Annotated in this window: 14 protein-coding genes and 1 pseudogene; 9 read left to right on the forward strand and 6 right to left on the reverse strand. The window is 54.1% G+C overall.

The features are described 5' to 3' along the window. Positions 1–86 precede the first annotated feature (86 nt). The 3 genes and pseudogenes from QE396_RS04000 (at position 87) to QE396_RS04010 (ending at position 1,222) form a co-directional block, all read left to right on the forward strand. Entirely contained in the window at positions 87–443 is a 357-nt protein-coding gene (locus QE396_RS04000) for a hypothetical protein (protein ID WP_230391328.1), read from the forward strand. A 16-nt stretch (positions 444–459) separates the two neighbouring features. Beyond that, positions 460–660: a hypothetical protein gene (locus QE396_RS04005; protein ID WP_020882339.1), complete on the forward strand. Its 201-nt coding sequence runs from the start codon at positions 460–462 to the stop codon at positions 658–660. Positions 661–929: 269 nt separating this feature from the next. Continuing rightward, positions 930–1,222, forward strand: a pseudogene (locus QE396_RS04010) (YciI family protein). A gap of 55 nt (positions 1,223–1,277) precedes the next feature. On the opposite strand, the gene ychF reads toward QE396_RS04010, so the two are convergent. Both ychF and pth read right to left on the reverse strand, forming a co-directional pair. After that, positions 1,278–2,372, reverse strand: coding sequence for a redox-regulated ATPase YchF (gene ychF, locus QE396_RS04015; RefSeq protein WP_023312134.1), 1,095 nt, complete (start codon positions 2,370–2,372; stop codon positions 1,278–1,280). 126 nt (positions 2,373–2,498) lie between these two features. After that, a complete protein-coding gene (pth, locus tag QE396_RS04020) occupies positions 2,499–3,083 on the reverse strand; it encodes an aminoacyl-tRNA hydrolase (RefSeq protein WP_006175913.1) in 585 nt (194 codons plus the stop codon). A gap of 274 nt (positions 3,084–3,357) precedes the next feature. Between pth and ychH the strand changes: the two genes are divergently transcribed. Further along, the gene (gene ychH / locus QE396_RS04025; RefSeq protein ID WP_014170506.1) at positions 3,358–3,633 is read left to right on the forward strand and encodes a stress-induced protein YchH; all 276 of its coding nucleotides are present in this window, start codon (positions 3,358–3,360) and stop codon (positions 3,631–3,633) included. A gap of 123 nt (positions 3,634–3,756) precedes the next feature. Continuing rightward, positions 3,757–4,815: a MerR family transcriptional regulator gene (locus QE396_RS04030; protein WP_047366384.1), complete on the forward strand. Its 1,059-nt coding sequence runs from the start codon at positions 3,757–3,759 to the stop codon at positions 4,813–4,815. Here QE396_RS04030 and dauA read toward each other — a convergent pair. From dauA to lolB, 4 genes are all read right to left on the reverse strand, one after another. Continuing rightward, on the reverse strand, positions 4,801–6,480 hold the full coding sequence (gene dauA / locus QE396_RS04035) for a C4-dicarboxylic acid transporter DauA (protein ID WP_020882342.1): 1,680 nt from the start codon (positions 6,478–6,480) through the stop codon (positions 4,801–4,803). The two genes, QE396_RS04030 and dauA, sit on opposite strands and share 15 nt — an antisense overlap. A gap of 125 nt (positions 6,481–6,605) precedes the next feature. Continuing rightward, the gene (gene prs / locus QE396_RS04040; protein ID WP_003856663.1) at positions 6,606–7,553 is read right to left on the reverse strand and encodes a ribose-phosphate diphosphokinase; all 948 of its coding nucleotides are present in this window, start codon (positions 7,551–7,553) and stop codon (positions 6,606–6,608) included. Positions 7,554–7,679: 126 nt separating this feature from the next. Continuing rightward, a complete protein-coding gene (gene ispE / locus QE396_RS04045; protein WP_020882343.1) occupies positions 7,680–8,549 on the reverse strand; it encodes a 4-(cytidine 5'-diphospho)-2-C-methyl-D-erythritol kinase in 870 nt (289 codons plus the stop codon). Further along, a complete protein-coding gene (gene lolB, locus QE396_RS04050) occupies positions 8,546–9,157 on the reverse strand; it encodes a lipoprotein insertase outer membrane protein LolB (protein WP_020882344.1) in 612 nt (203 codons plus the stop codon). Before lolB ends, ispE begins: the two co-directional genes overlap by 4 nt. Positions 9,158–9,358: 201 nt before the next feature. Between lolB and hemA the strand changes: the two genes are divergently transcribed. The 4 genes from hemA to sirB2 are packed head-to-tail and all read left to right on the forward strand — an operon-like array spanning position 9,359 to position 12,958. Next, the gene (gene hemA / locus QE396_RS04055; protein WP_020882345.1) at positions 9,359–10,615 is read left to right on the forward strand and encodes a glutamyl-tRNA reductase; all 1,257 of its coding nucleotides are present in this window, start codon (positions 9,359–9,361) and stop codon (positions 10,613–10,615) included. 41 nt (positions 10,616–10,656) lie between these two features. Further along, on the forward strand, positions 10,657–11,739 hold the full coding sequence (gene prfA / locus QE396_RS04060) for a peptide chain release factor 1 (protein WP_020882346.1): 1,083 nt from the start codon (positions 10,657–10,659) through the stop codon (positions 11,737–11,739). Then, a complete protein-coding gene (gene prmC / locus QE396_RS04065) occupies positions 11,739–12,569 on the forward strand; it encodes a peptide chain release factor N(5)-glutamine methyltransferase (RefSeq protein ID WP_020882347.1) in 831 nt (276 codons plus the stop codon). The genes prfA and prmC overlap by 1 nt, the downstream gene beginning before the upstream one ends. After that, positions 12,566–12,958: an invasion regulator SirB2 gene (sirB2, locus tag QE396_RS04070; protein ID WP_020882348.1), complete on the forward strand. Its 393-nt coding sequence runs from the start codon at positions 12,566–12,568 to the stop codon at positions 12,956–12,958. The genes prmC and sirB2 overlap by 4 nt, the downstream gene beginning before the upstream one ends. Position 12,959 lies beyond the last annotated feature (1 nt).

A 12,959-nucleotide genomic window follows, 5' to 3' on the forward strand; every position in this document is an offset into this window, starting at 1 on the left:
TAACATCATCTATTTACTTTTAATCTTACTTGTTATTATTGGGGTTAAAAGTTATAGAGGAAATGAAAATAACTAATCGACTTAAAATGAAGTTATTAGTCCTCGATGGCATTGACAATGATTTCATAGAGTATGGAAAGGAAATATCATGCCCTGAATGTGACGGGGTAATAGTCTACTCTATCGTAAACTCATATGAGTTTGATACGCTTACTGAAGAGGTAAAAAGCTTTTTGGTTAAGAAAATGAGAGGTGTGAAGCTTGTTAGTGAACATAAGAAATATAGCTACGACGATAGCCAATTAGATGTTTCGAAAAATACATGTTCAAAGTGTTTGAAAGATTTTTCTAGTGTATTAACGTATAAAGAAGTGCAACCAGCACGATACCGGGTATATCTTGTGGGGCTTTTTGAAGGTGATTTGAAAAAGATAAAACTTTAAAAGTTGAGGTTTACCAATGATTGAAAATCTCATTTATTTTAAAGAAAATAACCTGCTTCATTGGGCTAGTGGTGAAAGTAACAGAGTGGTTAGTATGCCATTTTTAGACCATGCAATGGTCGACTCAACACGCCAGTTAGTCTTTGCGTTAAGCGAGTCTAAGCCATTACCAACCGTTTTGACCATCTTCGATGCTCAGGGCGAAAAACTATTTTGATCTGCACCTCCTGAAGGTGCGACTTTCTATTACTTAACATTCAATCTGTCAAAGGAAGTGTTCGTTTTCTGTAGCTATCCAGCAAAACAAAATGGTTGGCATGATTGGTTTTATTCCTGGGATATGAAGCGTAACGCGTTGTCTCAATCGGGCCCTGCATATTAAGATCAAAAGCGCTAAAAAAAATGATAACTATAACCGGTGGCAAAACAGGGACTGTATCAGCAGTTCCAACAAGCGGTTTAAAAAACAGAGTTAAGAGGCAAAGGATGAGCACGGTTTACATTGTCATTTTGACCTATATAAAACCACTCGATGAAATCGACGCAGCGATACCTGCTCATGTTGAGTGGCTAAAAAAGGGGTATGCAGAGGGATTTTTCTGGCGTCCGGTAGACGGATCCTAAGAAACAGCGGTGTCATTCTCGCTAAGTGCGAGAGTCTTGCCTCTCTTGAAGAGCGCTTACGCGAGGATCCTTTTCAGAAGTTAAAGCTTGCGACTGTTGAAATCATTCCCTTTGAACCCAGCATGAAAACAGAACTCCTGGAAAATGTGTTTTAACCCCGGAATGAAAAAAATCCACGCCAAAGCGTGGATTTTTTTCATTCAAAACAAATCAAACGTTAAACAGGAAGTTCATCACATCGCCATCTTTAACGATGTAATCTTTCCCTTCCGCACGCATCTTGCCTGCTTCTTTCGCGCCTTGCTCACCCTTGTAGGTGATGAAGTCTTCAAACGCGATAGTCTGCGCACGAATAAAGCCTTTCTCGAAGTCGGTGTGGATCTTACCGGCCGCCTGAGGCGCAGTCGCACCCACAGGAATCGTCCACGCGCGCACTTCTTTCACGCCAGCGGTGAAGTAGGTCTGCAGGTTCAGCAGCTCATAGCCTGCGCGGATCACGCGGTTCAGGCCCGGCTCTTCCAGACCCAGCTCGGCCATGAACTCTTCACGGTCGGCGTCGTCCAGCTCTGCAATGTCGGATTCAACGGCAGCGCAAACCGCTACAACCACTGAACCTTCAGCCGCCGCGATTTCACGCACTTTGTCCAGGTACGGGTTGTTCTCGAAACCGTCTTCGTTAACGTTGGCGATGTACATAGTTGGCTTCAGAGTCAGGAAGCTCAGGTATTTGATCGCCGCCTTGTCTTCTTCTGTCAGGTTTTTCAGCGCGCGCAGCATGCCCGCGTTTTCCAGCTGTGGCAGACATTTTTCCAGCGCAGCCAGTTCTGCTTTCGCGTCTTTGTCGCCACCTTTGGCTTTCTTCTGCACGCGGTGAATAGCGCGTTCACAGGTGTCGAGGTCAGACAGTGCAAGCTCGGTGTTGATCACCTCGATGTCGTCAGCCGGATCCACTTTGTTGTTAACGTGGATGATGTTGTCGTTCTCGAAGCAACGGACAACGTGACCAATTGCTTCCGTTTCACGGATGTTGGTCAGGAACTGGTTACCGAGGCCTTCGCCTTTGGATGCACCTTTCACCAGGCCCGCGATGTCCACGAACTCCATGGTGGTCGGCAGAATGCGCTGCGGCTTCACGATTTCCGCGAGCTGGTCCAGACGCGGATCGGGCATTGGCACAACGCCGGTGTTCGGTTCGATGGTACAGAACGGGAAGTTCGCCGCTTCAATACCTGCTTTGGTGAGCGCGTTGAACAGGGTGGATTTGCCCACGTTTGGCAGACCGACGATACCGCATTTGAATCCCATTTCTAAATCACCTTAATATCTTGATAATCAATCCGTTAACGATAACCGATTGATGAAAAGTAAATAACTACGCCTATTATACACGTAACCCGCACCACGCGCGGTAAAAAAGCCGTATCGGGCGGATTATTGCGCTTTGAAAGCGTGTAAGCGGTTTGTCGCTTTGGTTAGGCCATCCTGCAGCCAGATTTCGGTGCAGCGCACCGCTTCGTCGACCGCTTCGTCAATCAGTTTCTGCTCAGAAACCGGCGGTTTACCTAACACAAAACCGACAACTTTGTTTTTATCGCCCGGATGGCCGATTCCCACGCGCAAACGGTGGAAATTGGGGTTATTGCCCAGCTTGCTGATAATGTCTTTCAGACCATTGTGACCGCCATGACCACCGCCCAGTTTGAATTTTGCCACACCGGGGGGCAGGTCCAGCTCATCGTGGGCCACCAGAATTTCATCCGGGTTAATGCGATAAAACGTCGCCATGGCTGCAACAGCTTTGCCGCTCAGGTTCATAAAGGTGGTGGGCACCAGCAGACGGACATCTGCGCCAGCAAGATTGATACGTGAAGTATACCCGTAGAATTTTGGTTCTTCACGCAGGGGAGCACGTAACCGTTCGGCCAGCAGATCAACGTACCAGGCACCGGCATTGTGGCGGGTCGCCGCGTACTCTGCGCCTGGGTTCGCGAGGCCGACAATCAGTTTAATCGTCACGATTCAATTCCTAATGGGTTCCAGATCTGGCGCGTAGTTTACTGTCTGACGCGCCGCTTGACAAAATTCTGCTGCCCGAACCGCGAGATATGAATAATTACTTATCTGAACAATTAGAATTTCAAGCTGTTCAATGTCTTATTTGTAAACTTTTGTCTGGGAGTTATCTGTAAATGTGATCATTCACGCAACTCATAAAAGAGCCGTTGTCTATACTTTACACACAAGGATCAGGGGCTTTTCCCCTTACAACCCAAAGTTCCGGAGGTGACATATGAAACGCAAAAACGCTTCGATACTCGGTAATGTGCTGATGGGGTTGGGACTGTTTGTGATGGTCGCTGGCGTGGGTTATTCAATTTTAAACCAATTGCCGCAGCTTGACCTTCCGCAATACTTCGCGCATGGCGCGGTATTGAGTATCTTCCTTGGTGCAGTGCTATGGCTTGCCGGTGCGCGCGTGAGTGGACATGAAGAAGTCTGCGACAAATACTGGTGGGTGCGCCATTACGATAAGCGCTGCCGCAGGGACCAGCACAAACACAGCTAACGTGCTACGACGAAAGAACACCGAAACGGCTCCTCATGGAGTCGTTTTTTTTTGCATGAAAGGTTGACCCTCACGTAACGTAAGGCTTCAGAGTGGTGCCACTGGCAAAGTAAAGGAGCAGTTATGTTGATTCAGGTGGGTGAACTCGCGAAACGTGCCGGGATCACCGTGCGAACATTGCATCACTATGAGCAAACAGGGTTGTTACTGCCTTCTGCCAGAAGTGCGGCAGGTTACCGGCTGTATAATCTGGTGGATGTGCAACGTCTGCATATGATTCAGGTGCTGGCAAAAGCCGGGCTGGAACTTGCTGAAATCAGGGATTTTCTGAAACAGGAGTCGCTGTCGTTAACCGAATTACTCGATGCGCAAATCAGTTTGCTGGATAAGCAACTGCGCAGCATGCTGACGCTGCGCGAGAGGCTGGTGGAATTGCGTACCGGGCTTACCGACGATGCGGCACCCAATCTGGAATCCTGGCTACAGACTCTGGAGTTAATGAATATGTACGAACGCTGGTTTAGCAAAGAGGAGTTACAGCAGTTGCCGTTTGCCGTACGGAAGGAGGCACTTGCGGATATCTGGTCAGGTCTGGTTGCTGAGGCAAATAGCCTGCTGAAGCATAATATCGACGTTTCGGATCCCCGTGCCAGGGATCTGGCGACGCGCTGGATGTCACGCCTGGAGCTGGATACGGCAGGTAAGCCGGAATTTCTCACCCGGCTGAACGAGATGCACAGCGTCGAGCCGCAGATGCGTGAGCAGACGGGTATTACGGCGGAAATGACTGACTATATTACGCGGGCGTTTGCCGAATCGAAGCTTGCCATCTGGGAAAAGTATCTCTCTGCAGAAGAGATGGCCTTTACCCGCGCACACTATTTTGATCGCATGATGGAATGGCCGCCACTGGTAGCGAAATTGCATCAGGCGCAGCGGGAAAACCTCGACCCGTCTTCCGGTGAGGCGCAAATGCTCGCTGAACACTGGCGTGTATTGTTCCAGTCATACGCGGGAACGAATCCTGAAACCCAGCAAAAGTTTCGCGTTGCCATGCAGCAGGAGCCGCATCTGATGAAAGGAACATGGATGACGCCTGCCGTGCTTGCATGGCTCCAGCAGGCGATAGCCGTGATGATGCAGAGACGTTTCCCTGCATCAGGGCATTCACAGATCCGCTAACGCGGCTTCACGGTTAGGATAAAAGGCCAGGCGGCCAGGGATCGGCTGCACGCCAGCGCGCGCCATGGTGCGCAGCGGCTGGAATTCGAGATTACTCACCCGCAGTTCGCAGCCTTCCGGCAGACGCGAAACGAAGCGCTGGAAGGCATCCAGACCACCCGCATCCAGCACCGGCACGGCATCCCATTTCAGCACCACAATGCGTTTGCCCACGATACGGGTTTCCAGTTCGCTGAACAGACCTTCCGCGGCAGCAAAGAACAACGGGCCAATCACACGCAGCACCAGCACATCGTCAGGTACCTCTACGTTAACCGGGGAAAGGCGCGTCATCTGCGCTATACGGCGCATAAACAGCAGGGAGGCCAGCACGATCCCGACGCTGATGGCGATAACCATATCGAACAGCACGGTCAGCGACATACAAATCAGCATCACGATGATGTCGTCTTTCGGTGCGCGACGCAGCAGATTGACCACCTTATGTGCTTCGCTCATGTTCCACGCCACCATCAGCAGCAGGGCAGCCATGGCTGAAAGCGGCAGCCAGGAGAGGAGAGGAGCGAGGACCAGCAGGGCGAGGATCACCAGCACGGAGTGGATAACTGCCGATACCGGCGACGTCGCCCCGGCACGTACGTTTGCCGCAGAGCGGGCGATGGCCGCTGTTGCCGTAATACCGCCAAAGAACGGGGCGATGATGTTGCCCAGACCCTGCCCAACCAGTTCGCTGTTGGCTTTATGCTTGGTGCCGGTCATGCCGTCCAGCACGACGGCACAGAGCAGGGATTCAATGGCCCCCAGCATCGCCATTGAGAAGGCCGCGGGCAGAAGGGCGCGCAGGGAATCCCAGCTTAAGGTGAAGCTGGAACCCGGCATATCCCATGGCAGTACCAGTTGCGGTAACAGTTGAGGAATACCGCTTCCCTGTGAACCGTCAGCCAGAACATAGTGGAACTGAGATCCAATGGTCGCGACGTGGCCACCAAAGAGATTAACGATGGCCATCACCGCACAGCCCAGCAGCAGGGCGGGCAGGTGGCCAGGCAGACGAATGCCTAAACGAGGCCAGATAATCAGCGTGCCCAGGGTAACAATCCCGATGGCGGCATCGCCCGGGTTGGCGGTGGGGAGCGCCATAAACAGCGCCCCGACTTTTTGCAGGTAATGTTCAGGGACGTGGGCTATCTGCAGGCCGAGGAAGTCCTTGATCTGCATTGTCCCGATGGTAATGCCAATCCCGGAGGTGAACCCCAGCGTCACGGAAAGGGGAATGTATTCAATCAGCCGGCCAAAACGGGCCAGACCAAACAGGATCAAAAAGACGCCGGACATCAGGGTGGCGACCAGCAGGCCTGCCAGGCCAAACTGCTGAGAAACGGGATAGAGGATCACCACAAATGCGGCTGTCGGGCCGGAAACGCTGAAGCGAGACCCGCCCGTTAGCGCAATCACAATCCCGGCGACGGCCGCCGTGTAAAGCCCATACTGCGGTGCTACGCCGCTGCCAATCGCCAGTGCCATGGCGAGCGGAATGGCGATAATCCCGACGGTGATACCGGCAATAAGGTCACGCATAAAACGTGAAGCGGTGTATTTCTCTTTCCAGCAAGCGTCGATGAGGGCGCGAAAGGGAAGAACATGTGAGGAGGTTACGTGTTTCACAATTATCTCTCATCCGTGTGCGCATCATCTGTCATGTGAATGGCAGGTGAAGGAGGCATTGATCATACAAAAAAATATCAGAGACAAAAAAACCCGCCGCAGCGGGTTTTTTCGGCCGTGTTCGATTAGTGTTCGAACATTGCTGAGATAGATTCTTCGTTGCTGATACGACGAATCGCTTCGGCCAGCATCCCGGACAGGGTCAAGGTGCGCACGTTTGGCAGCGCTTTGATCTCGTCACTCAGTGGGATGGTATCGCACACCACTACTTCGTCGATAACGGAGTTGCGGAGGTTGTTTACTGCATTGCCGGAGAAGATCGGGTGAGTCGCGTAGGCGAATACGCGCTTGGCACCACGCTCTTTCAGCGCTTCTGCTGCTTTACACAGCGTACCGCCGGTATCGATCATGTCGTCAACCAGCACGCAGTCACGGCCAGCAACGTCACCGATGATGTGCATCACCTGAGAAACGTTAGCGCGTGGACGGCGTTTGTCGATGATTGCCATGTCGGTATCGTTCAGCAGCTTAGCGATAGCTCGAGCACGTACCACGCCGCCGATGTCCGGAGAAACCACGATTGGGTTATCCAGATTCAGCTGCAGCATGTCTTCCAGCAGGATTGGGCTACCGAATACGTTATCAACCGGAACGTCGAAGAAGCCCTGGATCTGTTCTGCATGCAGGTCAACGGTCAGAACACGGTCAACGCCAACGCTGGAGAGGAAATCAGCGACAACTTTGGCAGTGATTGGCACACGCGCGGAACGGACACGACGGTCCTGACGGGCATAGCCGAAGTAAGGAATAACAGCAGTGATACGGCCTGCTGAAGCGCGACGCAGGGCGTCGACCATAACAACCAGTTCCATCAGGTTGTCATTTGTTGGAGCACAGGTGGACTGGATGATGAAAATATCACCACCGCGTACATTTTCATTGATTTGTACGCTGACTTCGCCGTCGCTAAAGCGACCTACAGCGGCGTCGCCGAGGGAAGTGTACAGGCGGTTGGCAATACGTTGTGCTAGTTCCGGGGTGGCGTTACCAGCAAAAAGCTTCATATCAGGCACGAGAAGAACCTCAGGCATGCGTCCAGTGGTGGATAGCGTTCGCCGCAAACTGTGCGGGCCAGGCGAAATGCTATCCAGGCGGTGTATTAAAGAGCGCGATGCAACGTCTGGAACAGGGTGACGTTGTCACCGAAACTCAGTCTGCGCCAGAATGGCTTGCTGTAGGGGGGAGGTGTTCATCCCACGTGCTACAAAACCATGCAGCCAAACCGGCGCTTGCTCAAGCACCTGACGAGCGGCGGATTCGGTGTCAAATTCAGCAAAGACACAGGCCCCTGTGCCAGTCAGGCGCGACGGCGCGTATTCTAACAGCCAGGAAAGCACCGCATCAACCTCGCGAAAACGTTTTCTTGCGATAACCTCGCAATCGTTGCTGAATTCACAATTTAATAACGTTTCTATTGACCGCACCGGGGTATTCCGTGGCAGGTCAGGATCGTTGAAGATGACCGGGGTCGGAATGCTGACGCCCGGGTGGGCCACCAGGTACCATTTTTCCGGCGGCTCGACCGGGGAAAGTATTTCGCCCACCCCTTCAGCAAACGCCGCATGACCGCGCACGAAGACCGGGACGTCCGCCCCCAGCGTTAAGCCTAACGCTGCCAGCTCATCCTGAGATAATCCGCAGCCCCAGAGGTGATTCAGGGCAACCAACACGGTGGCGGCATTTGATGAGCCACCGCCCAGTCCACCACCCATCGGCAGACGCTTCTCAATACGGATATCCGCGCCGCTTCCTGCCGGCAGACGACAGCTGTCCGACGCCGCTTTCATCAGCAGACGTGCAGCGCGCACAATCAGGTTATCTTCATGCGCCACACCGTTAACCGGCGTCAGCAGGCAAACCTCGCCGTCCTGACGCGGGCCAATCGCGATCGTGTCGCCGTAATCAAGGAACTGAAACAGCGTCTGCAGGGTATGGTATCCGTCAGCACGCTGTCCGGTGATGTATAAAAACAGATTCAGTTTTGCCGGAGAAGGCCAGTGGGTCATCATTTAACGATCCAGTTGTCCATTTTCAGCTTGATGCGCTGGCTGCCCTGGGTCAGTTCCATGTTGGATGGCAGGGAAGGCCTGGTGTTGCTGTCATAGGCGCTGTACACCACTTTCCAGGTTTTGCCGTTCTGGGTGTAGTTCACCTGGCTCAGACGGTACTGGTCGTCAAGCTGGTAGTCGGTCGCGTCACCCGGCAGGCCCAGGATCCACTGGCGCAGGCTGTTCAGCGGAATAGGCATTCCGGTCAGCTTGCCGATCATCTCTTCGGCGTCGGTGGCGGTATAGTGCTTGCCTTTGTTATCGGTGATCTGCGCTTCACCCGGTTTGGCAATAAGCTCCAGTTCGGTGCTGCCCAGCGGGTTTAACAGCAGCAGGCGATAGTTGTCCTGCCCGGTTTGCTGCCAGAAGAAACGCGCATACACTTTTTGTTCATCAGAGAGATAAGCGAAGGCACCACGGGTCTGGTACTGGCTCAAATTGCGGACGTCCTGCTGGTGCTGACGCCACTGCGGTGAATCAGGGCTTTTGCCCGGGCCTTTAGGTTGGGTGACGGTACATGCGGTCAGAACCAGTGCCGCCAGGGGCAGCAGGCGAATCAGTCGGGTCATAATGAGGACAAATCCTTGAGATACGTTGCAGTTATAACTGTTAATGCTAGCGTCGAAGGGTGCCACCGTCTACGTTCAAATTATCTCAAAGCATTGTATAAGCTATTACTCCGAAAGGGGGCAGTCTCTTTTATTGATCTCGCGCATCCTGTATGATGCGTTCTGCTAACCTTATTAACGCTGGTACTACTCCCGCTCAACATGACCCTATTAGCACTCGGTATTAACCACAAAACAGCCCCGGTTTCGCTGCGAGAACGCGTAACGTTTTCGCCGGATACGCTTGACCTGGCGCTGGACAGCCTGCTTGCACAGCCGATGGTGCAGGGTGGCGTGGTGCTCTCGACGTGCAACCGTACTGAACTCTACCTAAGCGTTGAAGAGCAGGACAACCTGCATGAAGCGCTGATCCGCTGGTTATGTGATTACCACAACCTCAACGAAGAAGAGCTGCGTAATAGCCTCTACTGGCATCAGGATAACGATGCAGTCAGCCATCTGATGCGTGTGGCCAGCGGCCTGGACTCGCTGGTGCTCGGCGAGCCACAAATTCTCGGTCAGGTGAAAAAGGCGTTTGCCGATTCGCAAAAAGGGCATCTGAAAGCCAGTGAACTGGAGCGTATGTTCCAGAAGTCATTCTCCGTGGCGAAGCGTGTGCGAACAGAAACCGACATTGGTGCCAGTGCGGTTTCTGTTGCTTTCGCGGCCTGTACCCTGGCCCGTCAAATCTTTGAATCCCTGTCGACCGTCACTGTGATGCTGGTCGGGGCGGGCGAAACCATCGAACTTGTGGCGCGCCATCTGCGCGAACACAACGTTAAAAAGATGATTATCGCTAACCGTACCCGCGAACGTGCACAGGTGCTGGCGGACGAGGTGGGTGCCGAGGTGGTTGCGCTGAGCGACATCGATGAGCGCCTGAAAGAGGCAGATATTATCATCAGTTCTACCGCCAGCCCGCTGCCGATTATCGGTAAAGGGATGGTCGAGCGAGCGCTGAAATCCCGCCGTAATCAACCGATGCTGCTGGTGGATATTGCCGTCCCGCGCGATGTCGAACCGGAAGTCGGTAAACTGGCGAACGCCTACCTTTACAGCGTGGACGACCTGCAAAGCATCATTTCGCATAACCTTGCCCAGCGTAAAGCGGCGGCTGTTCAGGCGGAAACCATTGTAGAGCAGGAAACAAGTGAGTTTATGGCCTGGCTGCGCGCGCAAAGCGTCAGCGAGACTATCCGTGAGTACCGCGGTCAGGCGGAGCAGGTGCGTGATGACCTGACCGCCAAAGCGCTGGCCGCCCTTCAGCAGGGCGGCGACGCAGAAGCCATTATGCAGGATCTGGCCTGGAAACTGACCAACCGCCTGATCCATGCACCAACCAAATCTCTTCAGCAGGCTGCCCGTGACGGGGATGATGAACGCCTGACTATTCTGCGCAACAGCCTCGGGCTGGAATAGCGCCCTATACCCATTTTCTATTACAAGGTGCATTTACGCCTATGAAGCCTTCTATCGTCGCTAAACTGGAAGCTCTGCACGAGCGCCATGAAGAAGTACAGGCGCTGCTCGGCGATGCCGGGACCATTGCTGACCAGGAACGTTTTCGCGCGCTCTCGCGTGAATACGCGCAGTTGAGTGATGTATCAAAATGCTTTACCGACTGGCGACAGGTCCAGGAAGATATTGAAACCGCGCAGATGATGCTCGACGACCCTGAAATGCGCGAGATGGCGCAGGAAGAGTTGCTGGACGCAAAAGCGCGTGCTGAAGAGATGGAGCAACAGTTGCAGGTGCTTCTGCTGCCAAAAGATCCGGACGATGAGCGTAACGCCTTTGTCGAAGTCCGCGCCGGGACCGGCGGTGACGAAGCGGCACTGTTTGCCGGCGATCTGTTCCGTATGTACAGCCGCTACGCCGAAGCGCGTCGCTGGCGCGTTGAGATCATGAGCGCCAACGACGGTGAACATGGCGGCTACAAAGAGGTTATCGCTAAAATCAGCGGTGACGGCGTGTACGGTCGTCTGAAGTTTGAATCCGGCGGTCATCGCGTGCAGCGCGTACCTGCCACCGAATCTCAGGGGCGAATTCACACTTCTGCCTGTACGGTTGCGGTGATGCCAGAGTTGCCTGAAGCAGAATTGCCGGACATCAACCCGGCGGACCTGCGTATCGATACCTTCCGCTCCTCCGGGGCAGGGGGTCAGCACGTTAACACCACCGATTCCGCTATCCGTATTACCCACCTGCCAACCGGCATCGTGGTGGAGTGCCAGGACGAACGTTCTCAGCACAAGAACAAAGCCAAAGCCTTATCCGTGCTGGGCGCGCGTATCCACGCGGCTGAAATGGCAAAACGTCAACAGGCGGAAGCCTCCACGCGTCGTAACCTGCTGGGCAGCGGCGATCGCAGCGACCGTAACCGTACCTATAACTTCCCGCAGGGCCGTGTTACCGACCACCGCATCAACCTGACCCTGTACCGTCTGGACGAAGTGATGGAAGGAAAGCTGGATATGCTGATTGAGCCTATCGTGCAGGAATACCAGGCCGACCAGCTGGCAGCACTGTCCGAGCAGGAATAATGGAGTTTCAGCACTGGTTACGGCAGGCCGCCAGTGAGCTTTCCGCGAGCGAAAGCCCTAAACGTGACGCCGAAATTTTGCTTGAGTTTGTGACGGGGAAAGTCCGCACTTACCTGCTGGCTTTCGGCGAGACCCAGCTGAGTGCTGAGCAGGAAGCGCAGCTCGCTACGCTGCTTGCCCGACGCAAAACCGGTGAGCCGGTGGCGCATCTGGTCGGGGAGCGTGAGTTCTGGTCACTGCCATTGTACGTCTCCCCAGCGACCCTGATCCCACGTCCGGACACCGAGTGTCTGGTGGAGCAGGCGCTGTCGCGTTTACCCGCACAAGCCTGCCGAATTCTTGATCTTGGAACCGGTACTGGCGCAATTGCCCTGGCGCTGGCAAGCGAGCGTCCGGACTGCGAGGTGACGGCGGTTGACGTGATGCCCGATGCGGTAGCGCTGGCGCAGCGTAACGTGGCGCGTCTGGGCTTCCCGAACGTCACCGTTCTGCAAAGCAGCTGGTTTAGCGCGCTGGATAACCGCACGTTCGGGATGATTGTCAGCAACCCTCCCTATATCGACGAGCATGACCCGCACCTGACGCAGGGGGACGTGCGTTTCGAACCGCTGACGGCGCTGGTCGCTGCCAACGAAGGGCTGGCGGATATTGTGCATATTGTGACAACGTCACGACAGCATTTGCTCCCCGGCGGCTGGCTGCTGGTCGAGCACGGCTGGACGCAAGGGGACGCGGTGCGTGACGTGTTCATCGCTGCAGGTTATCGTGCGGTGGAAACCTGTCGCGACTATGGCGGCAACGACCGTCTGACGCTGGGACAATGGGCATGAGTCTCTTTACCGTGCTGATCACGGCCCACCTGATAGCCGTTGCCCTGACCATCAGCTTTTTCATCGTCCGTTACGGGTGGCGTTACAGCAATAATCCGCTGATTGACGCCCGCTGGGTGCGTATTGCGCCGCACTGTATTGACACGGTGCTGTTTCTCTCAGGGGCCGGATTAATGTGGAAGACCGGCTATCTGCCATTTACTGATAAAGGCGCATGGCTGACTGAAAAGCTGTTTGGCGTTATCATCTACATCGTTTTGGGTTTTATCGCGCTTGGGCGTCGTCGTCCGCGCAGCCAGCAGACCGGTTTTATCGCCTTTCTGCTGGGGCTGGTGGTGCTGTACATCATCATTAAACTCGCCACCACAAGAATACCGTTACTGGGGTAAG

It is taken from the genome of Enterobacter sp. SORGH_AS_0287, assembly GCF_031453695.1.
In the GTDB taxonomy this organism is placed as follows: Bacteria; Pseudomonadota; Gammaproteobacteria; order Enterobacterales; family Enterobacteriaceae; genus Enterobacter; species Enterobacter ludwigii.

Bases quoted from the DNA above. Each gene is read 5' to 3' on its own strand.
- prmC (WP_020882347.1), top strand. From the start codon at position 11,739: ATGGAGTTTCAGCACTGGTTACGGCAGGCCGCCAGTGAGCTTTCCGCG.
- prfA (WP_020882346.1), top strand. From the start codon at position 10,657: ATGAAGCCTTCTATCGTCGCTAAACTGGAAGCTCTGCACGAGCGCCAT.
- QE396_RS04000 (WP_230391328.1), top strand. From the start codon at position 87: ATGAAGTTATTAGTCCTCGATGGCATTGACAATGATTTCATAGAGTAT.
- lolB (WP_020882344.1), bottom strand. From the start codon at position 9,157: ATGACCCGACTGATTCGCCTGCTGCCCCTGGCGGCACTGGTTCTGACC.
- QE396_RS04005 (WP_020882339.1), top strand. From the start codon at position 460: ATGATTGAAAATCTCATTTATTTTAAAGAAAATAACCTGCTTCATTGG.
- sirB2 (WP_020882348.1), top strand. From the start codon at position 12,566: ATGAGTCTCTTTACCGTGCTGATCACGGCCCACCTGATAGCCGTTGCC.
- ychH (WP_014170506.1), top strand. From the start codon at position 3,358: ATGAAACGCAAAAACGCTTCGATACTCGGTAATGTGCTGATGGGGTTG.
- ispE (WP_020882343.1), bottom strand. From the start codon at position 8,549: ATGATGACCCACTGGCCTTCTCCGGCAAAACTGAATCTGTTTTTATAC.
- ychF (WP_023312134.1), bottom strand. From the start codon at position 2,372: ATGGGATTCAAATGCGGTATCGTCGGTCTGCCAAACGTGGGCAAATCC.
- hemA (WP_020882345.1), top strand. From the start codon at position 9,359: ATGACCCTATTAGCACTCGGTATTAACCACAAAACAGCCCCGGTTTCG.
- QE396_RS04030 (WP_047366384.1), top strand. From the start codon at position 3,757: ATGTTGATTCAGGTGGGTGAACTCGCGAAACGTGCCGGGATCACCGTG.